Genomic DNA, 25,437 nt, shown 5'->3' with positions numbered 1-25,437 from the left:
TCAGAAGGTAAAGCTTAGATTAACGGAAAACAGGTTGACCCTGTCATCATGGCCCATGGGATATGCCCGAACCCACAGACTGGAGCCCTTGGGGTCTATCTCCGAGTGATCCCACTGCAGTTTTAACGCCATGTCTTCGTAAAAGTCCCATCTCAGGCCCAGTGAATACGTACTCTGTGCCAGACGGGACGCCTGATAACTGTATTGAGCGGCTTGATGCAGCGTCAGCAGGGCATTCTTTTCAGGTTCAGACAAATAAGGCAATGAAGCCGGCAGCTCAATCTCGGGCGCCTCCCTGGTGTTTTCTACCTGCGCATATACGGCGTAAAGCGTGAGATCGTCGAATCGACGCCCCACACTGACGTAACCCGACACATAGGGCTGCAGCAAACGCCAATCGGATTTTGTGTATCCAAGCTCCGATTGCACAATCCACTGGCCATCATCGAATTGGAAACCAAGGGCGTAATAACGCGAAAGCATCTCTTCAAAGGCGATTTCCTGAGCCAAAGTCCCGGCCTGGGGCCAAAGAGTGACAGGCACGGCGCGCAGCGCATCCAACAGCATATTGGTATCGGCGTTGGTTCCGGAGGTATCGGCCTGCGCCATAGCGGCACGCACCAGCCAATCGTCCCCCGACAGCGACAGTGTCAGGGCCAGGATGTTATCCAGGGTCAGCAACACATCCTGCTCGGGCCCTTCCAGTTTCACATCGGTTTCGCCAAAGGCCAGCTTGGCCTCGAAGTTAAGCTCGCCTATATCTCGCCGATAGGTGATATCGGCGCCTTCATAGCGACTGATAGAGGAGATGAGATTATAAAACTCGGGAATGGGACGAACCCAGGAGTAGGCATAGCCCACGTCTCTGTACTCGGTCAGCATGTACAGATCGAGCCCCAATCGGCCAGCCCTGAATGCCCAGTTGTTGTTGGGGCGATAACGCAGAAACAACCATTCCAGATTATCTGAAAGTCTGTTGCTGACTCTGTCTTTAAAGACCATCTGAGCCACAGCATCAAAGCTGCCCGATATCTCAGCGTTGAGCTGTAACCCCAGCAGGGTGTCGCCAGCGGTGGACCAACCCTGTCCCACGGCATCCATAGTGTAATCGCGGTGAAAGCCAAGGTTGTCACTGTCGTTGTAGATGGCGCCAAGGCTGCCAAACCCACTGAACCGGACGCCCGTTTCCGCGTGTGCCCATCCCGCAAACATCAGCCCAATAAGGCCTGCTGCTACGAATTTGTGCAAAATTACTCTCCCCGGCTATAGCGCGTTTTATCTATCGCGTTACCAACAGCTTAGAATCTTTTTCTGATCATTGCCGTATTGGAAGCAGCAGGCTTAACGGATGAAAGACCTGCCCCAAAGTCACTTTAACCAAGATTGTAAATCTTTGTAACATATTCATAAAGGTACGGTTTTGCATAATATGTAGCGAACACCGGTTTTTGTGGGGACAGTCAATAAAAAAACCCGCCTCTGGGGCGGGTTTTTACCGGGTTTTACAACCCGTCTTCTGATGGAGTTATGTCAGCAATACGATATCAGTCTTCTACCGGAGACACCACAAACAGCAGATCGCCCTGAGACACCTGTTGACCGTTGGTATTCAGAATACGCTCGATGCGGTACTTCTTGTCTTCCGGATAGAGCACGGCGCCCTTGCGGTTAAAGCTTGCCAGAGTGACCTGGGAGAACATCTTCATCGCTTCGGTCAGCGCCAGCGTGGTGTCGGTGGTCACAATGTCACCTTCACGGACAAACTCAGGTTCACCCGGAGCAGGCGAGCTATAGAAGATACCAGCACCCTGTGCCAATACTTTCAGCTCGTTGGAGTCACCCACACGCAGCGACTCGGTATCCACGCCCTGGGTTTCGGCTGCGGCTTCCATCTCGGCAATCAGCTCAGGGATATCCAACTCAGCCATCAGACGAGGCAGGTAGTTGGTGTCGTACACGCCTTCGTTAAAGGTGGCATCCTTGAGGATACGCTTGAGCAGCGGAATGTTGGTCGCAATGCCTTTAATCACTACGCTGTCCAGGTAGTCGTACATCTTGGTGACCACGTCTTCACGGGACTCACCACGGATGATGATCTGGGCTATCAGGCTGTCGTAGTATGGTGATACTTCCTTACCTTCGGCGGCGATGGAGATAATTTCCACATCGTCACGCTCTGGCATCACGCATTCGGTGATCTTGCCTGGGTTTGGAACCAGCTGCAGTACGCCGTTGCTGTCAAGGGCAGCCTTCTCGGCAGTCACACGCACTTCCATGGCGTAACCGATTTCCTGAGGCTCCAGATCTTCGATTGAGCGACCCGCGGCAATGTCAAACTGGGCAGAAACGATGTCGATACCCGAGGTGGCCTCGGTTACAGGGTGTTCTACCTGCAGACGGGTGTTCATTTCCATGAAGTACACTTCATTGGCATCCAGGTTGTAGATAAACTCCACAGTACCTGCACCCATATAGTCCACGGCATCACCCAATGACTTGGTGTAAGCCATCACTTGCTGCTTCAGCTCAGGTGGCAGCATGGTAGAACCAGACTCTTCAATTACCTTCTGGTTATTACGCTGTACCGAGCAGTCACGCAGACCCAATACCTTGGCGTTGCCAAACTTATCGCGCAGCAGCTGCACTTCGATATGACGCAGTGAGGTCACGTACTTCTCGAGGTACAGGTCACCGTTACCGAATGCGGCAGCCGCTTCGGTAGAGGTCTTCATAAACAGTGGGATCATATCCTCTGGGCGTTTTACCACCTGGATACCCTTACCACCGCCGCCTTGTACCGCTTTAAGCAGCACTGGGTAACCGATTTCACTGGCCACGTTCACCGCCTGCTCGGCGTTGGACAGAATACCGTGTGAACCAGGTACCACAGGTACGTTCTGCGCCTGAGAGGTCTTGATTGCGTTGGACTTGTTACCCATGGTGGTCATGGAGTGCACGCTTGGACCGACGAAGTTAACGCCATTGTTTACGCACAAAGCAGCAAACTGTGGGCTCTCTGACAGAAATCCGATACCTGGGTGCAGGGCGTCTACGTTCTCGTATTCGGCCACTTTCAGCACAGAGTAGGCATTCAGGTAGGATTCGTCTGAGGTGTTACCACCCAGACACACCAGCTTGTCGTTTTCCTTCAGCATATCGGCTGGAACGGCAGTCATATCCGGGTCGGACGCCACCAACACCACGTTGATGTTGTTGTCATGGGCCTTACGGATAAGCTTCACAGCAGTACAGCCACGGGCATGTACCAGTACCTTGTCGATAGGCTTCATCAGGGCACGGGGATCATCCTGACGGATTTCTTCGTCCACCACCTGAGCCTCTGGCACCAGAGTAGAGATAGCGCCCTTGATAACTTCTTCAATCTTCTGGGTTGGCATCGGCATCAATGGGTCGATGCTGGCCAGCTGAGAATCCAGAGTGTCGCTGAAGGGGTTATACACCAGGCCATTCATGGCGCCCGGCACCTTCGACAGGTAGTTCGACAGGGTTGAAGTGGACGGCAGATAAGCAGGTACCACCATTTGACCTGCGAACGGCATATTGGTGCCTGACAGGTAATAGGTCTGCACCAACGGGTGAGTCACGAAGGATGCCTGGGCACCACCGGTACAGTCACCGAAACCGAACATCAGAACCGGCAGTTCGTTGTCACGGATAAAGCGGGTGATACGATCGTTTACCACGGCCATGGAGAACAGGGCTGCTGCACCTTCTTTGGTCTGCATACCACCGGAAGAGATAAAGCAGATAACCGGCATGTGGCGCTTGGCACACTCGATAAGCAGTGCAGAGAACTTCTCGGCGGAAGCCATATCGAAAGCACCGGCCTGGAAGGCGGTGTTGGAAACGGCGATACCTACCTTGAGTGAAGCCCCCTTGTGCTCAAAGTCAGCCATACCTGTGATAAGGCCGCAAGGACGAATGCCCTTGTCCAGCGCGTCTTCAATCGACAGACGGAAGCCGGGGAAGTTGAGCAGATTGGCGGTCATCTTGTCGCCGTTCAGTTCATCAAAATTGCTGAAGAACTTATTGATGACGTTTTCCCAGGTCATCTTGCCGGCTTTCTTCTCGTCGCGGAGCACCTTCTGGATCAGCAGATCCTGGTAACCCATGGTCAGGCGGTTCCAGAAGTCTTTACGACGACCGATACGCACAGGGTTGATGGCACCGGTGTACTTGCCGGTATCGTCTTCACTGTCGAAATATTCGGGCAACAGACGCTCGAAGAAGTACGTCAGGATCACGAACAGCGAGTCGTTCAGCTGTGGGAAGCCCACGCTCTTCCACTGTTCGGTCTTGGTCAGCAGTTCGGCACGGTTTGACTGAGACATAAAGTACTTCAGCCACTTGTAGAACTTGCTCTTGTCGTTGGCAATGTCCTGGGTGGACAGGGCGCGGTCGATGGCCTTGTGCAGCAGGCTGTCAACCGAGGCACGGGACAGACTCTTGCTCATCATGGCTTCTTTGGCGATAGAGGCCAGACTACCCACCACGTTGTCATACAGGGCGTTGAAAATAAGGATGTTATAGCACTGCCAAATAAAATCTTCGCGCAGTTCCTTATTCACCACCACATCCAGCACAGTGAGATTGTTCAGCTCAGGCCAGTTGGCCTCGGTCACCTCGGCAGGCAGGGTTTCCAGATAATGGATAAGTCCCTTGAAGTTGTTGGCAGCGTTGGATTTCCAGCGGTGGTACAAAGACCAGCCGATGTTGAACAGCAGCGCTTTTTTAGCTTTTTTGTAGTTCTCTTTTGGTTCACCCAAAATCAAACGGGTCAGCATGTTACGTTCGGTGCTGACTTCACTGCGTTTGTTGACAAAGTTGTTCCACAGCTTGGACAGCTCTTCGTCGTATACCACTTTATCCGGCGCAGACAACCAAGCCTGGAATACCTTTTCCTGCTCCTTCTGGATACGATCCAGCAAGTCACCCTCGGGTACGCTCACCTTGGACAGACGGCCATACTGCTCCATGGAGATGGAGTGGATACGGCTGCGCAGCGTCAGGTAACGCAGATAACGGTAAGCACTGCCGAACAGGTTAAGGTGCATGGTGGGGCTGCTCGCCACCGCCATGTCGGCCGTGCTTTCCAGCGCCTTGAGGCTGTTTGAAGGGTTGAGGAAACGGGTCAGACTGCGCTCGTAGTGCTCGCGCAAATCTTTGGATTCTTTAACGAAGTTAACAGCAGCGCGCTCAACAGCCTCAATAGAGCTGATGATGGCGCGGCGCAGATTGTGCTGACGCTCATCGCGGTCTGAAGGCGAGAAGTCGATGATGCCGTCGATGCAACCTGCGTTGTACAGTTCCTCTGGGGACACACCAACAGACTTGGCACATTCCTGCCAGGAGAGGTTGTACTTGCGGGCAATGCTCTGCAGACCCTGAGGCTGGATGGTGTTGAAGATACCATCACGCAGAGACAGCAGAATGTTGGCAGCCGCCAGTGGAATCGCACCACCGGAATAACCGGCACCAATCACGATACCCACGGTTGGCACATCAACGTTGGCACTCTCGGCGATGGCCTTGGAAATGGAGTGTGCCTGGTTGTTGCTGTTGGCAATCTCACCGGCATCGGCACCGGGTGTGTCGATGAGGTAAACAATGGGCATGGACAATTCGGCGAAATGACGAATAGCCTTGCAGGCCGCCAGGTGATGCTCAGGCATCCAGGCGCCGTTGGCGGTGGTACGTTCCTGGGCAACAAAACCGATACGACGGGTACGGCTGCCAAAGTTCAGGTCCACTTCAGCGCTGTAGAAAGAGCCCATATGGGTCTCTGTGATGACCTTACCCTTGAGATCGGCAATAATACGCTTGGCGCCGGGGCGGTTTTTGTCCTGGGTTGGCTGAATGACCTTGGCGACATAGCCGTCAACATCCAGTTTTGCCAGGGACTTGAGGTTAGTCTGGATGGCAGCATCGTCCAACAGACCTTTGATTTCCTCAGATAAACTTTGTTTGCTGTGCTCAGGGAACAGCGAAAAATCCTTTGCCAGGTGTTCCGCTTGCAGAAACAGCGGATCAGGCTTTTGTGCTTGAGTCATGTTTTTGGGCTGCTTGTTGGTGGTCATTAAGAGATCCTCTGCTAAGCCTCTGAAAATTTTTAGCCATCAAATATACCTTCCTTCGGTTTGCAAATACCATTAAACTGCCTTGGACGCTTTGTTCCATTTTTGAGACGATAGAAAAAACATGCCAGATTTGAATGGGATGGCGCTATTTGCCGCAGTGGTCAGATCTCAGGGTTTCAGCCAGGCAGCCCGGGATATTGGCATGCCAAAATCCACCATTAGTCGTAAAGTTGCTCAACTGGAAGAAGAACTTGGCGTACGACTGCTGCAGCGTGACAGCCGCAATTTGAGCCTCACCCAGGTCGGCACCCTTTTTTATCAGCACTGCGAAACCATAGTGAATGAGCTTGAGGCTGCCAAGGCGGTGATCGAGCATACCCACGCGGACGTTTCCGGTTCCCTTCGCATCGCCATCCCCGTCTCGTTCAGCCAGGAATTAATCGCCAATTTGTGCAGTGGCTTTTTACGCCTCTATCCCAGTGTTGAGCTCGATGTGCAGTTTACCGACTCGGATGTGGGTCTGGTGGGTGAAGGCTACGATATCGCCATCAAGTATGGCCCACTGCAACCTTCCGACAATGTGGCGAGATTACTGTTTGAGCGTCAGCCTATTTTGGTGGCAAGTCCCGGCTATCTGAAAAAGTACGGCACCCCCGCCACGCCAAAAGAGCTGGGGCAGCATGCCGGCATTCTACTTGGCACCACACGCTCAGCCCCCATCTGGCCCCTGGGCAAAGGGGGCCGTAAAACCATGGTCAGCTTCAATCGCAAGGTGCGGGTAAACAGCGCCGTGATGGTGCGTCAGTTCGCATTGGATGATTTTGGCATTGCCATGTTGTCCCATGCCCAGTGCAAGAAAGATCTCGCCAGCGGCGCCCTGCTGCCCATACTCCCCGAGTGGCCCATGGAGCCTTTTAAGGTGTATGGCGTCTATTCCAGCCGCAAACAGCTGGCCACCAACATCAGTGTGTTTCTGGACTTCTTTATCAAGCGTTTCGGCAGTCAGGAGTCCCTGCTTGGCATGATGGGCTAAGGCACTCCTATTATCCGCCTATTCATCATGGCGAGACCGAAAAGCTCGCCTTTTTCCCCATGCTGTGGTACCCCTAAAGTTTGACTAAACTAAAGCTAACCCCATAGTCTGAAAGATGAATTTTGTCGTTAAGGATGCCCCATGTTAAAGCGTATGCTCCCTGCTCTGTTCGTCGCCGGTCTGGGTACTCTCCCCCTCCTGGCACAGGCCAATCTCGACGTGGAAGAACTGCGGCTTCCCAAGGCAAACAGCGACCTCGGTGAAGTGGCAAGCCGCTATCAGGGGCTGATTGACGGCCTCAAAGACAAATTGGCCGCCGGCAACGAAGAAAAGGCCGTGACCCAGGCGATGGCATATCAGGGCATTCGGCTGTGGCAGCAGGCGGTGCGGGATGTGCAGTCCGGCCATATCGATGACCGCAGCTTGTATTGGGCAAGACTGGCTATGCGAACCAGCTTAAAGCAGGACAAAGCCGGCTATGCCATTGTGCCCTGGCAAAGAGATATTCTGGTGCGCGCCGTGGAAACAGCCTCCCGGGGTTTTTCGGATATCCATTTTGGTGACGATGTGCAAATTCGTATTCTGCTCACCGGCTTTGACCCTTTCTTCCTCGATCGCAACATTGGCCAGAGCAACCCGTCGGGCATTACCGCGTTGATGCTGGATGGCTATAAATTCAAGGTAGGCGGCAAGCAGGCGCAGATTGAAACCGTTATGATCCCGGTGCGCTTTGCCGATTTCGATCAGGGCATGATTGAATCACTGCTGACTCCCTTCTATCGCAAGCGCTCCATTGATGCGGTATTTACCGTGAGCATGGGACGGGATGATTTCGACCTCGAACGTTTCCCCGGCCGCAACCGCAGCGCCGAGGCCCCGGATAACCTGAATGTGCTCACCGGCGCCACCAAAACCCAACCCATAGCCCCCATGCTGAACGGGAAGTCACTCAATGGGGATGAATTCGTAGAGTTCTCGTTACCTGTGACAGCCATGCAAGCGGCGCCGGGTAACTACAAGGTCAACGACAATCGCAAAGTCACCACTCTGGGCGGAGGCACCTTTGAAGCATCTTCCCTCGCTGAGCTTCAAGAAGCCATTTCGGTTGAAGGCTCTGGTGGCGGCTATCTGTCCAATGAAATTTCTTACCGCGCCGTGCTGCTGAGGGACCAGTTTGGCCTCAGGTTACCCGTTGGTCATATCCATACTCCCAAGGTTGCCGGATATGACGGCGAAGCAGGGAAAGCCATAGCAGAGCAGGTGCGCGCCATGGTTGAGCTTGCCGCCGCAACGCTGTAAACACCGCCAGGCTTGTTTGGGTTCTGGGGACAGAGGTATTATGCCAACGCCTCTGTTTTCAGGACCCTTATGTTTTCCCTTTTTCGCCAGTCCAAACGGCCTGCCAGATCACAACTCGCCACAGATGCCATGGCGCCTGCAACCGCAGTTCAGGAAGATGCCTGCCTGCATCTCGAGCGCGCCTGTCTCAGGGCCGAAGCCGGACTTGGCCGGGACATTCCAAGGCCCACATTGAGGTTCGATATCCGGGGCAAAACAGCAGGTATGGCGTACAGCAGTCACAACCTTATCCGGCTGAATCCCAAACTGTTGGAAGAAAACCCGGACATCTTCTATACCGAAGTCATCCCCCATGAGCTTTGCCATCTGCTGGCCCATTCTCTCCACGGCAAGGTCAAACCCCACGGCAAGGAATGGCAAGCATTGATGCGCGGCCTGTTTGGGCTATCCCCCCGCACCACCCATAGTCTGGACACCAGCAGCGTCAGCAGAAGTATCGAATACCGCTGCCAATGTGGCCCGGTTCCACTCTCCGTCAGGCGCCACAATAAAGTTGTCAGGGGCGATACACGCTATCTTTGCCGTCGCTGTGGCGACTACCTGAAACAGCCCGATAAACGCTGACGAGACTCAGTGTGAATACATGACCACTCGCACTGCGGCATGCGCTGAGGTTGTCAGCCCTACCCCATTGGATTAACATCCCAGCCAATCAAAAAAGCCGCAATAAAAGCGGCCAGCAGCATCAGGAAACCCATTGCGCTATCTACTTGCTTTGGCAGCATTTGTTGCCCCATTGTCCCTGTGTTTTGCCCAGAATACGCCGCCATCCAACTTTGCCGAAGCCAAGCGTACGGCGCAAAAAATCTATGCCGCCCTGCCGATGCAGAGCTTTTACTGCGGCTGCAGCATTCAAACCAAGGGTAAACGCTGGGAAGTTGACCACAACAGCTGCGGCTATCAGGTCCGTAAAAACGCCGGACGGGCGGAGCGGATAGAGTGGGAGCATCTGGTACCGGCCTGGGAATTCGGTCACCAGCGCCAGTGCTGGCAACAGGGAGGCAGAAAGGAGTGCACTCAAAACGACTCCACCTTCGTGCGCATGGAGGCCGACTTACATAATCTGGTGCCCGCCATAGGCGAAATCAACGGCGACAGAAGCAACTACCGTTTCCGTGAATGGAACGCCGCCCCAACCCAATATGGTCAGTGCGAGATGGTGGTGGATTTCAAGGCCCGCCAGGTACAGCCACCACGTCGAAGCCGCGGCGCCATCGCCCGCAGTTACCTTTACATGCAGGCACAATACGGTCTCAAGATTGCACCGGCCCAATTAAAGTTGTTTGAAGCATGGGATAAAAGCTATCCAGTTGATAGTATTGAGTGCCAGAGAGACCAGCTTATTGCCGGCGCCCAGGGTAACCACAATCCCTTTGTCGCACGCGGCTGTAAAGCGGGTGCCCTCGATGTTCAAACCGCAGATTAACAGTTTCAGGATCCCGAATGCGAATTCCAAGAATTTTCCAGCCACTTGACCTGTCTCCTTCAGCGGAGTTTGCCCTCGATGAAGATGGCTTTGCCCACGTGGGTCGGGTACTTCGCATGGGTGAAGGCGAGCAGATCAGGGTATTCAATGGCGATGGTAAAGATTACCTGGCTGACATAGTCTCGGCAGGTAAAAAGTCTCTCACGGTAAAAGTGGTTGCAGTTGAAGACAACCAGAGTGAGTCACCGCTGCATTTGCATCTGGGCCAGGTCATCTCCCGTGGTGACCGTATGGATTTCACCCTGCAAAAGTCGGTGGAACTCGGTGTTAACACCATCACGCCACTTTTTTCTGAGCGCTGCGGCGTCAAGCTCAGCGGTGAGCGGCTCGATAAAAAAATTGCCCAGTGGCAAAAAATCGTGATCAGCGCCTGTGAGCAATGCGGCCGTGCTACTGTGCCAGAGGTTCGCCCCGTCATGGAACTGGCAGACTGGTGCGCCGAGCAAACACAGGCCCTTAAATTGAATCTCCATCCCCGTGCCGGCCATGGTATCAATGGCCTGGTGCTGGACAATCCCAGGGTCAGGCTGCTTATTGGCCCAGAGGGCGGGCTGTCGGCAGAAGAAATTGCCATGACAGAAACCCACAAATTTACCGAAGTATTGCTCGGCCCCCGGGTACTTCGTACTGAAACGGCCGCGCTGACCGCCATTACGGCACTGCAAATGAAATTTGGCGATCTGGGTTAAACCCGGCTCCCCCGCATGAGAGGACGCAAGATGATTAAACTCGGCATAGTGATGGACCCCATCAGCGACATCAACATCAAGAAAGACTCCAGCTTCGCCATGCTGATGACCGCCCAAAATCGCGGCTATGAGCTGTTTTATATGGAAATGCAGGACCTGGCCATGGTCAGGGGTGAGGCCCGCGCCCGCATGCATCCGCTCAAGGTAATGCAGAACGCCGATTGCTGGTTTGAATTGGGCGATGCAATTGAGCAGCCGCTGGCCGAGCTTGATGTCATCCTGATGCGTAAAGACCCACCATTTGACACCGAATACATTTACGCGACTTACATGCTGGAGCGAGCCGAAGAGGCGGGCGTGTTGATTGTCAACAAGCCGCAGAGCCTCAGGGACGCCAACGAAAAGCTGTTTACCGCCTGGTTCAGTGAGTTTACCCCTCTGACCATGGTCACCCGCGATGCCGGCCGTATCCGCGATTTCCATGCCGAGCATGGTGACATCATCTTAAAGCCGCTGGACGGCATGGGCGGCGCCTCTATCTTTCGCGTCAAACAGGACGATCCGAACCTTGGCGTCATCATAGAAACCCTCACCAACCACGGCAATTGCTACGCCATGGCCCAGGTGTTTATTCCTGAAATCACCGCCGGCGACAAGCGCATTCTGGTGGTGGATGGTGAGCCTGTTCCTTATTGCCTGGCGCGCATCCCCAAGCAGGGTGAAACCCGGGGTAATCTTGCCGCAGGTGGCCGCGGTGTGGCCCAGCCATTGTCCGAATCAGACTGGCGCATCGCCAAGGCGCTGGGGCCAGAGCTCAAGCGCCGTGGGCTGATTTTTGTGGGCCTGGACGTGATTGGTGACAAGCTCACCGAAATCAACGTCACCAGCCCGACCTGCATCCGTGAAATCGAAGCCGCTTTCGAGGTGGACATCACAGGTATGCTGATGAATGCCATCGAAGCCCGTATCAATAAGAAATAACCGTGGGCGCCTGGCGCCCTTCTGCCTTGGGGAACCCTATGTCATCGAAATTATTGGCCCTGTTGCTGCTGGCCCTACCCCTGACAGCCTCTGCGGCCGATCCGCTTAAAACCCCATCCAAGCCCAAAAACATGGTCATCATGATTGGCGATGGCATGGGGCCGGCTTACACCTCGGCCTATCGCTATTTTAAAGACAACCCGGACACGGAAGAAATCGAGCAAACCGTGTTCGACCGTCTGCTGGCGGGGATGGCGAGCACCTATCCGGCACCTGTGTCCGGCTATGTAACCGACTCGGCCGCCGCCGCCACGGCGCTGGCAACTGGCCACAAGAGCTATAACGGCGCCATTTCGGTGGATGTGAACAAAGCTCCCCTGCCCACCCTGTTTGAGAAAGCACGGGAAGCCGGTTTAGCCACGGGCGTTGCCGTCTCCAGCCAGATAAACCATGCCACCCCAGCCGCGTTTCTGGCCCACAATGAAAGCCGCAAAAACTACGACGAGCTGGCCACAGCCATACTGAACAGCAATGCCGAAGTGCTGCTGGGCGGCGGTCAAAAGTATTTTGATGAGTCACTGCTCGCCGACTACCGCGCCAAGGGCTACCAGCATCTCACTGACATCGCCGCGCTCGACACCATCAGCAGTGGAAAGGTGCTGGGCCTGTTTGCCGAAGTGCAATTGCCATGGGTGATAGATAACCCGGACGCACATCAGCTTTCTCGCCTCACGGCCAAGGCATTGGAGCTACTGTCCCAGAATGACAAAGGTTTTGTGCTGTTGGTGGAAGGCAGCCTGATTGATTGGGCAGGCCACAACAATGACATAGTGACTGCCATGGCCGAGATGGACGAGTTTGCCCGCGCCATTGAGGTGGTGGAAGAATTCGTCCGCACCCGCGGCGATACCCTGATGGTGATTACTGCCGATCACAATACCGGTGGTCTGAGCATAGGGGCAGATGACCAATACCTGTGGGATGCAGCACTGCTGCGGGGCGTGACGGCAAGTCCCGATGCGATGGCGGCGGCTATCATCGCCAACGATGTCTGGCAGGAACAGCTTGAAACGCAATTGGGCTTTACCCTTGAGTCCGATGAGCAAGCAGCGATTTCACGGGCGAGAATGCAAGGGCAGGACGTTTTAAGCACTGCCATCAAAACTATTCTGGATAAACGCAGCTATACCGGCTGGACCAGTGGCGGCCACACTGCGCTCGATGTGCAGGTATTTGCCCAGGGCCCCGCATCCGGACTCTTTATCGGCCATCAGGACAACACTGAAATTGCCCAAAAGATGATGAGCCTGCTGCCTAAACCTAAAAAAGCAGCAGCTGTGGTAGAACCCACAGCCCCCTCGGTAACCCTGCCACCGGAAGCGCCTGTCAGTAACACCGAACAGGCGAGTGAGTTTGTGCCAGAGTCCGCTCAGCTACCGGAAGTCAGCCAAGAGACTGAAGCCAAAGCGACCAGCAACTAACCCGCCATTTTGCCCAGGAGTTCGCCATCGCCACTCCTGGGCCACTCCCGCCCTTCGGTAATGCCGGTTAAGATGTCCATCGCCTTGTCTTCACTGATGGGTTTGGAGAAGAGATACCCTTGGGCAAGCTCGCAACCTGCAGTTTCCAAAAACTCCCTCTGCAGTTCGGTTTCAATGCCCTCGGCCACCACGGTTCTGCCCAGATGATGCGCTAAATCTATTACTGTGGTGACTATGTGGGTATCGGCACCATTCTCCAGCACCCCAGCGGTAAAGCACCTGTCAATTTTTAGTACATCAAAGGGGAGCTGCTTTAAGTAACTCAACGATGAGTAGCCGGTACCAAAGTCATCAATGGCAATGCGCACACCCAGCAGTTTCAGCTCTCGCATTACCTCCATGGCCTTGTCTACTTGTTCAATCACGCTCTCTTCCGTCACCTCCAGCAGTAAGCAACTTGGTGGAACGCCTGAAGCCGTCAGCAATTTACGAATAAAATCACTCAACCCCGGAGTGAGATAATGGCGGGCCGACAAGTTCACCGCAATATAGAGATCGTCCCACCCCTGAAGTCTCAACCGCTTGAGCATTTCCACGGCTTCGCCCAGCACATAATTGCCAACCTTGATAATGGCATCACTCTCTTCGATATGGGGGATGAAACTGCCCGGCATGATTAAGCCACGACTGGGATGAAACCAACGGATAAGGGCCTCAAAACCCTTTATTATGCTGCCATCCAACGAGACGATTGGCTGTAAAAACAGCATAAGTTGCCGCTCGCTGATAGCACTGCCGATTTCCTGCTCAACCATCAGGCGATTATTGGCCTTGTGCAACATATCTTCAGTAAAGACACGGAAGTTGGAGCGGCCGGCGTCCTTGGCCTGGTACATGGCGAGGTCGGCATACTTAATCAGCTCTTCGGCACTGGTGGTTGGCGAGTCACACATGGCCACCCCTATACTGGTGGTGACAATCAGCTTGTGATTCCCCAGTACCACAGGCTGCTGCAACGACGCGAATATCTTGTGTATTACCCGCCGCACGTCCTGCTCATCGCGGATACCCCGCAGCAAAATCAAAAATTCATCGCCCCCCTGGCGGAATACCGTGTCCATACTGCGAACACTGTTGCCCAGTCGCGATGCGATGATTTTCAGCAGCTCATCGCCCTCGTTGTGCCCTAGGGCATCATTGATACGTTTAAACGCATCCAGATCCAGAAACAGCAATGCCAACTTGTCGTGTACCCGCCCCACACAGGCAATCGATTTATTAAGCTCATGAATTAACATTGATTTATTAGGCAAGCCTGTGAGCATATCCAGCATCGCCAGCCGCTCCAGCTCTCGGGTATAAGAGTCGACATCGGATTCCAGGACTTGCTGCCGTTCAGTGAGCGCCATCATGGCCCGGCCCATCTCATCCACCTCATCGGATACCAGCACACGCCCCGAACCCAATTTCGTCCTGATTTCATCAAACTTTTGCTCGGCAATCAGCGGCAGCATGCGGGTGTATAGCTCAAGACGGCGGATGGGTGACCATGCCAGCAGCCCAAGGGTAGCACCAGTGAGCAACAAGGCAATCAGCAGTAATCCCAACATATTTTGCTGAAACGCTTTCAGCAGAAAATGCCATTCATCCAACTGCCACAGCACTATGATCCCGGGTCCATCTTCGGTGGCATCCAGAGAATAAAACCACATCGCGTAAGGGTGGCCAAGAATATAGTAGAGGCTCTGTTTGTTGGAAATTTCCTGCCAGTTCCACTGGATTTTGGCTTGTTCCAGCAAGGGAAGACTCAATGTCCGATTACTGATACTGAAAAGACGGCGCCCCCAGAAGAGCGAGTCCTGAGTTACGTTTTCCCTGGGCCCCAATACTGCCAACTCGAATTCCTCCTGGGCCCGGAAGCTACTGAGCAGGTTAGTCAGCTCAAATTCCAGGTAATACCGGAAAGACTCCTTGTTGTGCAGTACCGGCACCTGAATTTGCAATAAGCAACGTTCCACACAATCAATACGCCAAATGGGCACGCTGGCCTTGCTCCATCGCTGGAACCATTTGTACTCACTGTCACCCGGCAAGCGTCCAAGGTAAAAGCCGCTGTGGCTAACGGAGCCAATGCGTCCAAAAGCATCCATGCCCCAGGCAAGCTGCATATCCGGCCATTGCTCATTGAGATCTTTATGGCTTATTTGCGGTGCATATACACGGGGGCCAGCGTAAAGGAGCACCTGATGAGCACTGCTCACGGCATCTTCCACCGCCTGATTAACCGCACGGCGCAGGTGCTGCTGCAATGCGTGCTGTTGAGATTCAAGTAAAAACGCCTGCTGATGTCCAAGCTCTCGATAGGCAAAGGTACCCAGCACCAGGGTGAGAATACTCATCAGCGCAAACACGGCCCCCAATAATTTCCATCTCAGGCTCAGATACCAACGGCTTTGTGCTATCTCATTCATAGGCTCACCATTGCAATCGATACGAGAGTTGCAGCGCAAAAATGGACCAGTCTTCGTCCTGTGTTGCGGGATTTTTGTTGAGGATAGGTGGTACCCAGGAGGCGCCTTCGACCCAGTGATATTCCACCCCTAACAGCCAGCTGTCGGCAAAACGCCACTTGAGCCCCAGGCTCCAATCTTTGCTGTAACCAAAATACTCAGGCAATCCCTGCAGTGCGAGACGCTTCCCATCGGGATCGTCCAGATTTTCCACCGAATGGTCATAGCGAACAAACCATTCCAACCGTTCTCCCAGCAGATAACGGACATCAAGGTAATAGCCACGATAGGGCTGCTCGGCACCCCATTCCCCCAACATCATGTTGTCGCTTAAGGTTCGCCAACCCCGAGAATATTCAGTGGTGAATTCCCATTGGGCCCAACGGTACTGAGCAGAAAGCACATAGTTCAGCAACTTAATGTCGCCGTTCATATTGCTCAGATCGGTCTCGAAATTCAGCCTGGTTTGATACAAATTAGCGCCCAGCCGCCAGCTGTCGTTGCTGTAATCAAGGTCCAGCGAGTAAAAGTACTCAGACTCAAATTCACCAAAATCCAGGGTACCGAGAATATTCCGGCTCAAATCATCGGTGACATGCAGCACGCCGCCACTGACATTCCATTCCAGCGTGCCGCTGCTCAGCCTGTGACTGCCAAACAGTCCAACACCATCGATATGTGACTGGGCATCGCGGTAGTAGTCGGCATAAATGGACTGGGGCAGGAGTATGGCGGGGCGGGTAAAGGGCACGTCACGGGTACTGGAATAAAACCCGATTTCGTTTTTCACCCGGCCAACACGGATGCCGGCAAAGCCATTATCGAGGGGGTGAAGGTATTCGGCGAACAGGTAATCCAGGTGAAAATGTTCATCGCTGAGATTACCCCGTTGCCGGTAAACCAGGGCGCCTGCCAAACGAATATTCTCTGTGGGGCGCCAGGAGGACATCAGCGATGCTTCAGACAGCGCAACACTCACATCATCGCCATCGGTAAAAAAGTCACTGCCGTTTACACCCACAAGCCCCTGGCTGAGGTAGCCATTGAATTGCCACTCATCAGCATAGGTTACACCGCTGTAGAGCAACGAAAGCAGCAGACAATCAGTGACTTTCATGGGCAGTGTCCTTTGCAGTTGTCTCATCCGGTAGGTAGCCGATTGCGCCGGGGGTTTCCGTTACTTTGCGCCGCATCTGGTCAGGGGAGGCGACTATTTCGGGGCGATCGGCGGTCCCCGAATATACCAGTCGGTCCCAGTGACGTTGCAGTACATAGGGGAACACTTCCAACGACTCTGTACAAAATTGCCTGTGCAGTTCAGATTCCGGCGGCAATATAAATACCCGGATAGGGCTTCCATCAGGCCAAAACAATCGTTGCCGTGAAAAAATCAACCTCAGCTCTGACACCGTAAGACCTTTGGCCAGAGTCTCGTCATGGGCAATGATTTCGGCATTTGCTCCCAAACTAAGCACCAATAACCACATCCATGTCGTTAAACGGTACATTGACACTCCCTTTCTGGTCGCTAACGCCCGGGCAGCCATCCAAAAATTAGCCCGAAGCAGTCTGTAGCCTTCTTTTATAGCGTAGGTGACGAATCCGTTGTTTGCTCGTCAAAAGTGGCTGAAGACTCCCAAGCCTATGGGCTATAATCGGCTCAAATTTCGCGACGCAGAACACCACATTGCTTACCAATCCCTCCGAGCTCCTGACAAGAAACATAGAGCAGCTTGAAAATCAACGCGTTATGTTAATAAACATCGAGGCGGACGAGCTGGGCTATAGCTTGACTCGCCACTGCACCGAAGTCGCGGCGCTGGCGCTCGACTTTAATCATTTTCAGGCACAACCACGGGGTAAAAATGGGTTTCGCTGTGAGTTTGGTCACCAGTGGAGCCGGGATGAAAAGTTCGACGTGGTGGTGGTGTATTTCCCCAAAGCCAAGTCCCTGGCACCTTATTTATTTGCATTGGCAGCGTGGCACCTGCACCCAGATGGCACTTTGCTGATCACCGGTGAAAACAAAGGTGGCATCAAGTCAGTGGATAAACTGCTGGGCAGCGCCTTTTCCCCGGCCAGTAAAATCGATAACGCCAGACACTGCCTGCTGTACAGTGCCACCCTGATAGCAGAAGCAACCAAGCCCACTGCCGAAGATTGGGTGAGCCGGTATCGGCTTTCACTGCCCGGAGGGGATATTCAAATCTGCAATATGGTGGGCGTGTTTTCCGACAAGCAACTGGACCAGGGCACCGCTTTACTGTTGGATAACCTGCCCAGGCTTGAGGGCCGCGTGCTGGATTTCGGCTGCGGCGCCGGTGTGATAGCCATAGCGCTGATGCAGCAAAATCCCGAGCTTCAGTTGGAGTGCGTGGATATCAATGCCATGGCGCTCCTTTCCTGTGAGCTGTCACTCAAGGCCAATGGCATGCAGGCGAAAGTCTATGCATCCGATGGTTTGGCGCAGACTGAAGGCCTGTTTAATGCCATTGTTTCCAACCCGCCCTTTCACGACGGTTTAAGCAGCACCACAGATATCGCAACCCGGTTTGTGGCCGACAGTTACAAGCAACTGCAAAAAGGTGGCGATTGGCAAATCGTTGCCAACCGACACCTACCTTATTCAGATACCATTGCCAAGGTGTTTGGGGAGGTCAATACGGTGGCAGAAAACAACAAGTACAAGGTCTACGCCAACAAAAAACGTTGAAAATATTATGCTCTACGCCCTGATTCAGGGCGTTTGGCACCCCAGCCCTCATTCGCCAGTTGCGAAAAAAATCACTAAACTGAAAATCAGTGCACAAATTAGCCACTGAAGTCTTTTTTGGTGAAAGTTTATCTTGTTATACTCCGAAAGCTGTATCCCTGACTAAGCCCCTGCCGTAAATGGGGTTTATCGTCGTCATCCGGCGGCTCGAAGAAAAATAACAACAGATAAACGGGTAATAATTATGTTGGCTCCAGAACTGCTCGAATTGAGCGAAGATGGTCTTAAAGCGGAACTCAGACTGATCCCCGCAACACATGGCCCTGTCAGCGAAAATGATTTAAGGGAATTGCTGGCCCTGCCCGGCTTTACCGATCTTTGTCCACTGGAACCCGTTATCCAAAAAGCTGTCATCAGTATCAACAAGCTATGTGGACAGGATGATGGCAAATTTGAGCAATTTTTTGCCATTGCCGAGCGTCGTAATGGCAAAGTCATCATCGAGGTCAGCCCGGATCAAATGCAGGCTGAGATGGAAATTTTCGCCGCCTACGGCGGTAACCAAATTACCCTGCAGGATGTCTTGGTGGCTTTAAAGGCCGAAGGCGTTTCCATGGGGCTCAGCAAGGTGCGTATTGAGCAACTGCTGAAACAAATTCCCACCCTTGCCCCCGGCGCCAGTTGCAAACAAGTCATTGCCATCGGTAAGCCCGCGGTTAACGGTGAAAACGCAGTTCTTGACCGTAAAGTACCCCTCGCAAGGGAACGTTTGCTGCAACCACAGGAGCGGGAAGACGGTACCGTGGATATGCGCAACCTGGGCTCGGTTATCACGGTTAAACCCAATGATGTGCTGATGGTCAAGCTCCCGGCGACAGATGGCATACAGGGTTTTACCGTGAAAGGAACCCCTCTGCCTCCAACCCCCGGAAAAGACCTGCCTTTAATCCCCGGTGAAGGTACGGCGCTATCGCCCCAAGATCCCCATAAATTAATTGCCACTGTGGCAGGTCAGCCGGTTGAAACCCGCACCGGCATGCAAGTTGACGACATGCTGCAAATCAAAGAAGTGGATGTGAAGTACGGCCACGTCAACTTCAAGGGCTCGGTGTTAATCACCGGCGATGTGCATGAAGGCATGCAGGTGAAGGCCAGTGGTGACATTACCGTGATGGGTTTTGTCGACTCGGCGCAGCTGGAGGCCGATGGCGACATCATCGTCAGTAAAGGGGTCATTGGCCGCCAACTGGCCGATAACAAACACTCCACAGTGCTCAAGGCCAAAGGCCAGATTGCCGCGCAGTTTGTACAATACTCAGAACTCGTCGCCGAAGGCGATATTCAGGTGACCAAACAGCTGCTGCACAGCAACACCACTACCCTGAGTAAACTGTTGGTCAGTGACAACAACGGCCGCCGCGGTGATTTGGTCGGTGGGCAGGCCCACGCAGCCAAGGGCGTACGCGCCGTAGTTATAGGCGCTACCGCAGGCACCAAGACAGAAATATTCTGCGCCATGGATTTGAGCGACTTGAAGAACGAACTCAAGGCCCTGGATGAGAGCGTCAAGTCCATGGTGGTTGCCTGTCTCGACATCGACGCCCGGATCCGCAAACTGCCGCCCAAGAGCGAATGGCAGGACGATCCCGTTATGCTCGAACAGGTGCGTATGATGATGGAGCAGAAAAAACGCATGTCAGACGAGCGCGTTCTGGAAGAACAGCGATTCGAAGCCCTCAAGCAGGAAGTTGACAATTACTATGCCAATTATCGGGTAGAAGTGCTTAAACACATTTTTGCCAACGTCGAGCTGCATATAGGTCAGGCCTTTAATCGCACTCAAAGGGAACACGGTACCTGTATAGTCACCAATCAGGGGCAGGAAGTGCATTTCGATTACAGTGCCAAGCCCTGAGCGAATGATCACCGGTTACCTCCCCCATCGTCAGTTAATCTGGCCAGCCCTGCTCAAACAGCAGGGCTGTGACGAACTCTTACCGCTGGGTTCCGCCAACGATTGGCACAGGTTCTGTGCTGACTCCAAACATCTGCTGCAATATGGCGACAGCCTGATAGATGCCAACTTTAACCGCTTTGAACTTGGTGAAGATGCCCACTGGCACCCAACCGCCTCCCTGCCACCCGAGGGGCTGAACGACCTTATTCGCGCCCACTGCGCCACCCTCGGTCACTGTTGCCTCAGCAAAATGCATTTATATTCTCTGATGGATGCCATCGATTTTCTCAATGCACTGGAGGGCTGAAAAAGCCCGTATTTCCCGCTATGATGCTCGCCAATTTATTGTATATGGCCATGTTGACGGTCAGATGCGTGTTAACCGCAGGGAAATGAGGTGCATTTTGGAATTGCTCAGAGTTCAGTGTCTTGGAAAAACCTTGAGGTTGGAAGGCTCACTTGCCGGTTGGCAGGAACTCTATTGGGATAACCAATTAGTGTCACAAAAGGCAGCTGGCGTAGAGAATGACGGCCTGCGGGTACACGAATTCAATCTGCAATCCCACCAGCCCAATCAGGAAGCCCCGGAGCAAATCGCAGTGCGGCTCGAAACCGATCTGATTTGGCAACCCTTTAAGCTGAACTATCGCCTCCTGGCCGAAGACCAGGTGCTAGCCGAAGGCACCCGCACCGAAAAAGACATGGAGCGCCAGGAACCCGAACTGCCCCGGAAAAATACCCAAAAGCTGAGCCTGGTAGGTTTGGCCTCCCTTGGTTTTAAGCTGCTCAAAAGTGCCAAGGTCATCAAAGCCGTGCTGGCAGGTGCCAGTCTGGCCGCCTACAGCTGGCTGTTTTCATTCCAGTTTGCATTGGCGCTTATCGCCTGTTTGGTGATACACGAATACGGTCATGTGCGGGCGATGAAATACTTCGGCATGAAAACCAAAGGCTTTTATCTGATCCCCTTTATGGGCGGTCTGGCCCTGTCGGAAGACAAGATAAACACCCGCTGGCAGGATGTGGTCATCTCCATCATGGGCCCCACCTTCGGTCTTTTTATGTCACTGGCCTGTTTGGTGGGCTGGTGGGTAACTGACAATCCGTTTTTCGCCGGTCTCGCCGCCTTTAACTCGCTCTTGAACCTCTTTAATTTGCTGCCTATCCTGCCACTGGATGGTGGCCATGTGATTAAGAGCATCAGCTTTTCCATGAACAGCAAAACGGGCTTGTTGCTGTGCGTGCTCGGTGCGGTATTTGGCGTTTGGCTGAGCTACAGTCTGGGGCTGGCGCTGCTGGGCTTTTTACTGTTGATTGGCAGTGCGGAAATCCTGTTTGAGTGGCGCGCCCGTCATCACAGCCATTTGATCCCATTGGACAGATACGGGCAGATTTTCTCAACGGTCTGGTATCTCCTCACTCTGGCGGCCTTTATCGGCGTCATCTGGTATTTCGCCGGTATGGGTGATGGTTTGCTGGGACTGCCGCTGCAAATCCTGCAAAGCTGACCGACAAGAACTCAAAAGGGCGCCACTGGCGCCCTTTTTACTTTGGTTTACCCGTGGCTAACGAGCACGTGGGCTCGACCCCCGTACTTTCAATTGCACCGGCAGTCGCTGCAACCCCTGAATCTGCTTGCCACTGCGGATGTCTTCCAGTACCTGACATACTGCAGCACCGAGAGCATCGGCATCAATGGCGATGCTACTCAGCGCCGGCGTCATCAGGCAGGAGTCTTCCAAATCGTCAAAGCCTACAATCGCCATATCTTCACCGGGCAGAAGGCCCTGCAGCCTTAATTGCTCAATGGCACCGTAGGCAACAATGTCGGTAAAGCACACCAGCGCCTCGGGGCGCTGTGATGATGCGAGCAGCTCAGCCATGGCAAGGCGACCGCCATGGCGATTGGTGAGCGGCGTTTCCCACACACCTGCAGGTTCGAGTCCGGCTTCTGCCAGCGCCGCCTTAAAGCCCGCCAAACGCTCACCGTAGTCTGAAATACGCTGATTACCGCCAAAAAAGCCGATACGGGTATAACCCTGGCTCAGCAGATGGCGGGTCGAGGCCAGTGTGCCGGCGTGGTTGTCGGGCTGCACTGTGGGTACGCTCGCCCCCGCCACTTCCCGCATGATATGGATAACCGGCACTGTGGCGGCGAGCCTATCCACCCAGACCGCATCTGTGCCGGGCGCAGGACAAATCACGAAAGCCGCCACATTGTATTCTTTGAGGCTTTGCACCAATTGGCTTTGGGTATCTTTGTCTTCACCCGAGTTCACCAACATGGAAAACAGCCCCATCCGGCGGATATTGGCTTCAAGCCCCACCGCCAGCTGCGCCGAGTAGGGGTTGGTCAGGTCGTTGATGACAATCGCCACCAGATTGGAGCGCTTACCCCGAAGCGACGCCGCCTCACGGTTGTACACATAGCCCAGTTCGGCCATGGCCGCCTGCACCTTGTCACGGGTGGCAGGGTTGACCTTGTCACTGCCCTGCAGCACCAGAGATACCGTGGATTTGGAGACGCCTGCTGCCTTGGCCACGTCAATCACAGTCACGTTTTTCTTGGTTGTTTTTGCCTGCATTCCTGTTCCCTGAGTCTGGTCTGAAGAGTCGCCAGCGCATCAAAAGGGTTTGAATTATAACCAGTGACTCATTATATTAACACAAATTGGAACGTTCCAAATTTGTTTTATCCAGACTAACCCTTTGCCTTAAAAAGAGAACAGCGAGGAGCCCTGCGGATGGGAATGTTAACAAAATGGTCGCTGCTGACCGGCGTAATGCTGGGCAGCCTTCAGGTGCAGGCCGGGGATCTGACCCAGTGGGTCGACCCCTTTATTGGCACCGGCGGCGATGGCCATACCTTTCCCGGCGCCGTAGTGCCCTTCGGCATGGTGCAGTTAAGCCCCGATACCGACAACCCGATGCGCGGCGTCTCGCCCCAGAGTGAAATCTACAAACGCTGCGCCGGTTACCATTATGACGACAGCACCATAGTCGGCTTCTCCCACAACCATTTCAGCGGTACAGGCCACTCAGATCTGGGCGATCTGCTCATTATGCCACTGACCGGCGAGCCCAGAACCGAACCAGGCACGGCCGCCGACCCTGACAGCGGCTATCGTTCCCGCTTCAGTCACGACGATGAAGAAGCTTCCCCCGGCTACTACAGAGTAAAACTCACCGATTATCAAATCGATGCTGAGCTTACTACCACAGCCCGCACCGGCATGCACAGGTACAGCTTTCCCAAAACCGATCAAGGTCATGTGGTTATCGATCTCACCCACGGCATCTACAACTTCGCCAATAAGGTGATCTGGAGCGATGTGCGGGTGGTGGATGACAGCACCCTTATCGCCTCACGCCGCTCCAACGGCTGGGCGCACGAGCGCCCCATGTACTTCGCCATCCGCTTCTCCCGCCCTTTCGACGATATCGAGCTGATTAACGAAGACAACGCCCGCTACCGCTGCATGGGCTGTCTCGACAATAAAAATGGCAAGCACTCCACCATAGTCAACAGCCGCATTCCTTTCACCGCAGGTAAGGCAGTTAAGGTACTGGCCCGCTTCGATAATCCCCATCAGGCGCCGCTGTTGGTCAAGGTGGGCGTATCCGCGGTGGATAAAAGCAATGCACTGGAAAACCTGAACCGCGAGCTGCCCCACTGGGACTTTGATAAGGTACGCAGCGACGCCAAAGCCGCCTGGCAAACCGAGCTTGAGCGCATGGAAGCCAAGGGCGACAAGTCGCAAAAACGCCAGTTCTACACCGCGCTTTATCATGCGCTGCAGGCGCCAAGCCTGTATCAGGACGTCAATGGCGAGTACCTGGGCGTTGATGGTGAAATCCATAAAGCCGACTTTACTCACTACACCCTGTTCTCGCTCTGGGACACCTACCGTGCCCTGCATCCGCTGCTGACTCTGGTTTCCCCCGAGCGCGTACCCGACATGATTAACTCCATGCTGGCCCACTACGACCAGAGCTATGACCGCATCCTGCCGATTTGGTCGTTCCACGGCCACGAAACCTGGACCATGATTGGCTACCATGCGGTGTCGGTGATAAGCGATGCCTGGCAAAAAGGCATTCGCGGTTTTGATGGCGAGCGGGCGCTGGATGCCATGACGGCCACCGCCAACCACCCCAATTACGATGCCATTCCCGAGTACCTGAAATACGGCTACGTGCCCATGGATGTGCTGCCAGAGTCAGTGTCCATCACCCTGGAATACGCCTACGATGACTTTGCCATCGCCCGCATGGCCGAAAGCATGGGCGAGACAGATATCGCCAAAGCCTTCGATAAGCGTGCCCAGAGCTGGCGAAATGTGTTTGATCCTGAAACCAAATTTGCCCGTGGCCGCGACAGCAAAGGCAACTGGGATAAAGACTTTGATGTGGAAGAAGCCAAGTACATGGGCCCCTTCACCGAGGGCAACAGCTTCCAGTACAGCTTCTACGTACCCCACGATGTGGCAGGCCTTATCAACATCAAGGGTGGCGATGCCGCCTTTATCGAGCGTTTGGACGAACTTTTCACCCGCCCGCTCCATGCCGACAAAATCAAGGAACACGAAGACATTGCCGGCCTGATTGGCCAGTACGCACACGGCAACGAGCCCAGCCACCATATCGCCTATTTGTACAACCACGCAGGCGCCCCCTGGATGACCCAGGCACGTATTCGTCAGATCATGGACACCCTCTCCAACGACACCCCATCGGGCCTAGCCGGTAACGACGATGTGGGCCAGATGTCGGCCTGGTACCTGTTCTCCGCCATGGGCTTTTACCCGGTTACCCCGGGGGACATGACCTATGTGATAGGCGCGCCGCAGCTGCCGGAAGTCACCCTCAAGCTCAGTAATGGCAAGCGCTTTAAGGTTATCGCCAAGGGGCTGTCGAAGGACAATTTGTACGTTGCCAGCGTGAGCCTCAACGGCAAGCCGCTGAGCCACAGCTATCTGCACCATAACGACATCATGGCCGGTGGTGAACTGGTGTTTGAGATGGCAGCAACGCCGAACAAAGCCTGGGGCAAGGCGATTGATGCGCGCCCCAAGGCCATGAGCCCTTATAAAAACTAAAAGCGTCCACCGTCAAAACGGGAAAGGACACACA

General features: G+C 54.0%; 18 protein-coding genes. 12 read left to right on the top strand and 6 right to left on the bottom strand.

The window, feature by feature from the left end:
• Both K0H79_RS02960 and K0H79_RS02955 read right to left on the bottom strand, forming a co-directional pair.
• Positions 1 to 1,248 carry a porin gene (locus K0H79_RS02960; RefSeq protein WP_220077256.1) on the bottom strand — a complete coding sequence of 416 codons (1,248 nt, stop codon included), beginning with the start codon at positions 1,246 to 1,248 and terminating at the stop codon, positions 1 to 3.
• Positions 1,249 to 1,544: 296 nt separating this feature from the next.
• Positions 1,545 to 6,098, bottom strand: coding sequence for a biotin carboxylase N-terminal domain-containing protein (locus K0H79_RS02955; RefSeq protein WP_220077255.1), 4,554 nt, complete (start codon positions 6,096 to 6,098; stop codon positions 1,545 to 1,547).
• Positions 6,099 to 6,219: 121 nt separating this feature from the next.
• Here K0H79_RS02955 and K0H79_RS02950 point away from each other — a divergent pair, with 121 nt between their 5' ends.
• The 7 genes from K0H79_RS02950 to K0H79_RS02920 all read left to right on the top strand — a co-directional run bounded on the left by K0H79_RS02950 (position 6,220) and on the right by K0H79_RS02920 (position 13,127).
• Positions 6,220 to 7,131: a LysR family transcriptional regulator gene (locus K0H79_RS02950; RefSeq protein ID WP_220066710.1), complete on the top strand. Its 912-nt coding sequence runs from the start codon at positions 6,220 to 6,222 to the stop codon at positions 7,129 to 7,131.
• A 141-nt stretch (positions 7,132 to 7,272) separates the two neighbouring features.
• Positions 7,273 to 8,430, top strand: a complete 1,158-nt coding sequence (locus K0H79_RS02945; protein ID WP_220077254.1) for a hypothetical protein — start codon at positions 7,273 to 7,275, stop codon at positions 8,428 to 8,430.
• Between the two features lie 69 nt (positions 8,431 to 8,499).
• Complete coding sequence (locus tag K0H79_RS02940; RefSeq protein WP_220077253.1) at positions 8,500 to 9,054, top strand: SprT family zinc-dependent metalloprotease; 555 nt, start codon at positions 8,500 to 8,502, stop codon at positions 9,052 to 9,054.
• Between the two features lie 133 nt (positions 9,055 to 9,187).
• Positions 9,188 to 9,916 carry an endonuclease gene (locus tag K0H79_RS02935; protein ID WP_220077252.1) on the top strand — a complete coding sequence of 243 codons (729 nt, stop codon included), beginning with the start codon at positions 9,188 to 9,190 and terminating at the stop codon, positions 9,914 to 9,916.
• 17 nt (positions 9,917 to 9,933) lie between these two features.
• Entirely contained in the window at positions 9,934 to 10,665 is a 732-nt protein-coding gene (gene rsmE / locus K0H79_RS02930) for a 16S rRNA (uracil(1498)-N(3))-methyltransferase (protein WP_220077251.1), read from the top strand.
• Positions 10,666 to 10,695: 30 nt separating this feature from the next.
• Complete coding sequence (gene gshB / locus K0H79_RS02925; RefSeq protein WP_220077250.1) at positions 10,696 to 11,646, top strand: glutathione synthase; 951 nt, start codon at positions 10,696 to 10,698, stop codon at positions 11,644 to 11,646.
• A gap of 38 nt (positions 11,647 to 11,684) precedes the next feature.
• Positions 11,685 to 13,127, top strand: coding sequence for an alkaline phosphatase (locus K0H79_RS02920; RefSeq protein ID WP_258405464.1), 1,443 nt, complete (start codon positions 11,685 to 11,687; stop codon positions 13,125 to 13,127).
• Here K0H79_RS02920 and K0H79_RS02915 read toward each other — a convergent pair.
• Genes K0H79_RS02915 through K0H79_RS02905 form a run of 3 tightly spaced genes read right to left on the bottom strand, consistent with a single transcriptional unit; the run spans position 13,124 to position 17,145 of the window.
• Positions 13,124 to 15,598, bottom strand: a complete 2,475-nt coding sequence (locus tag K0H79_RS02915) for a bifunctional diguanylate cyclase/phosphodiesterase (protein WP_220077249.1) — start codon at positions 15,596 to 15,598, stop codon at positions 13,124 to 13,126. The two genes, K0H79_RS02920 and K0H79_RS02915, sit on opposite strands and share 4 nt — an antisense overlap.
• A gap of 4 nt (positions 15,599 to 15,602) precedes the next feature.
• A complete protein-coding gene (locus K0H79_RS02910) occupies positions 15,603 to 16,754 on the bottom strand; it encodes a hypothetical protein (protein WP_220077248.1) in 1,152 nt (383 codons plus the stop codon).
• The gene (locus K0H79_RS02905) at positions 16,741 to 17,145 is read right to left on the bottom strand and encodes a hypothetical protein (RefSeq protein WP_220066702.1); all 405 of its coding nucleotides are present in this window, start codon (positions 17,143 to 17,145) and stop codon (positions 16,741 to 16,743) included. The genes K0H79_RS02910 and K0H79_RS02905 overlap by 14 nt, the downstream gene beginning before the upstream one ends.
• Before the next feature lie 179 nt (positions 17,146 to 17,324).
• On the opposite strand from K0H79_RS02905, the gene K0H79_RS02900 reads away from it, so the two are divergent.
• The 4 genes from K0H79_RS02900 (at position 17,325) to K0H79_RS02885 (ending at position 21,812) form a co-directional block, all read left to right on the top strand.
• Positions 17,325 to 18,350, top strand: a complete 1,026-nt coding sequence (locus tag K0H79_RS02900) for a class I SAM-dependent methyltransferase (RefSeq protein WP_220077247.1) — start codon at positions 17,325 to 17,327, stop codon at positions 18,348 to 18,350.
• A 244-nt stretch (positions 18,351 to 18,594) separates the two neighbouring features.
• A complete protein-coding gene (locus K0H79_RS02895; RefSeq protein ID WP_220077246.1) occupies positions 18,595 to 20,265 on the top strand; it encodes a DUF342 domain-containing protein in 1,671 nt (556 codons plus the stop codon).
• A 4-nt stretch (positions 20,266 to 20,269) separates the two neighbouring features.
• The gene (locus K0H79_RS02890; protein WP_220077245.1) at positions 20,270 to 20,614 is read left to right on the top strand and encodes a DUF4144 domain-containing protein; all 345 of its coding nucleotides are present in this window, start codon (positions 20,270 to 20,272) and stop codon (positions 20,612 to 20,614) included.
• 85 nt (positions 20,615 to 20,699) lie between these two features.
• Positions 20,700 to 21,812 carry a site-2 protease family protein gene (locus K0H79_RS02885; protein WP_220078072.1) on the top strand — a complete coding sequence of 371 codons (1,113 nt, stop codon included), beginning with the start codon at positions 20,700 to 20,702 and terminating at the stop codon, positions 21,810 to 21,812.
• 57 nt (positions 21,813 to 21,869) lie between these two features.
• Here the strand turns inward: K0H79_RS02885 and K0H79_RS02880 are convergent, their stop codons facing one another.
• Positions 21,870 to 22,889, bottom strand: coding sequence for a LacI family DNA-binding transcriptional regulator (locus K0H79_RS02880; RefSeq protein ID WP_220077244.1), 1,020 nt, complete (start codon positions 22,887 to 22,889; stop codon positions 21,870 to 21,872).
• 159 nt (positions 22,890 to 23,048) lie between these two features.
• On the opposite strand from K0H79_RS02880, the gene K0H79_RS02875 reads away from it, so the two are divergent.
• Positions 23,049 to 25,403, top strand: a complete 2,355-nt coding sequence (locus K0H79_RS02875; protein WP_408733367.1) for a GH92 family glycosyl hydrolase — start codon at positions 23,049 to 23,051, stop codon at positions 25,401 to 25,403.
• The last annotated feature ends 34 nt before the right edge of the window (positions 25,404 to 25,437 follow it).

Source organism: Shewanella sp. FJAT-52076, from assembly GCF_019457455.1.
Taxonomy (GTDB): Bacteria; Pseudomonadota; Gammaproteobacteria; order Enterobacterales; family Shewanellaceae; genus Shewanella; species Shewanella zhangzhouensis.
This window is presented reverse-complemented; position numbering and strand designations above follow the sequence as displayed.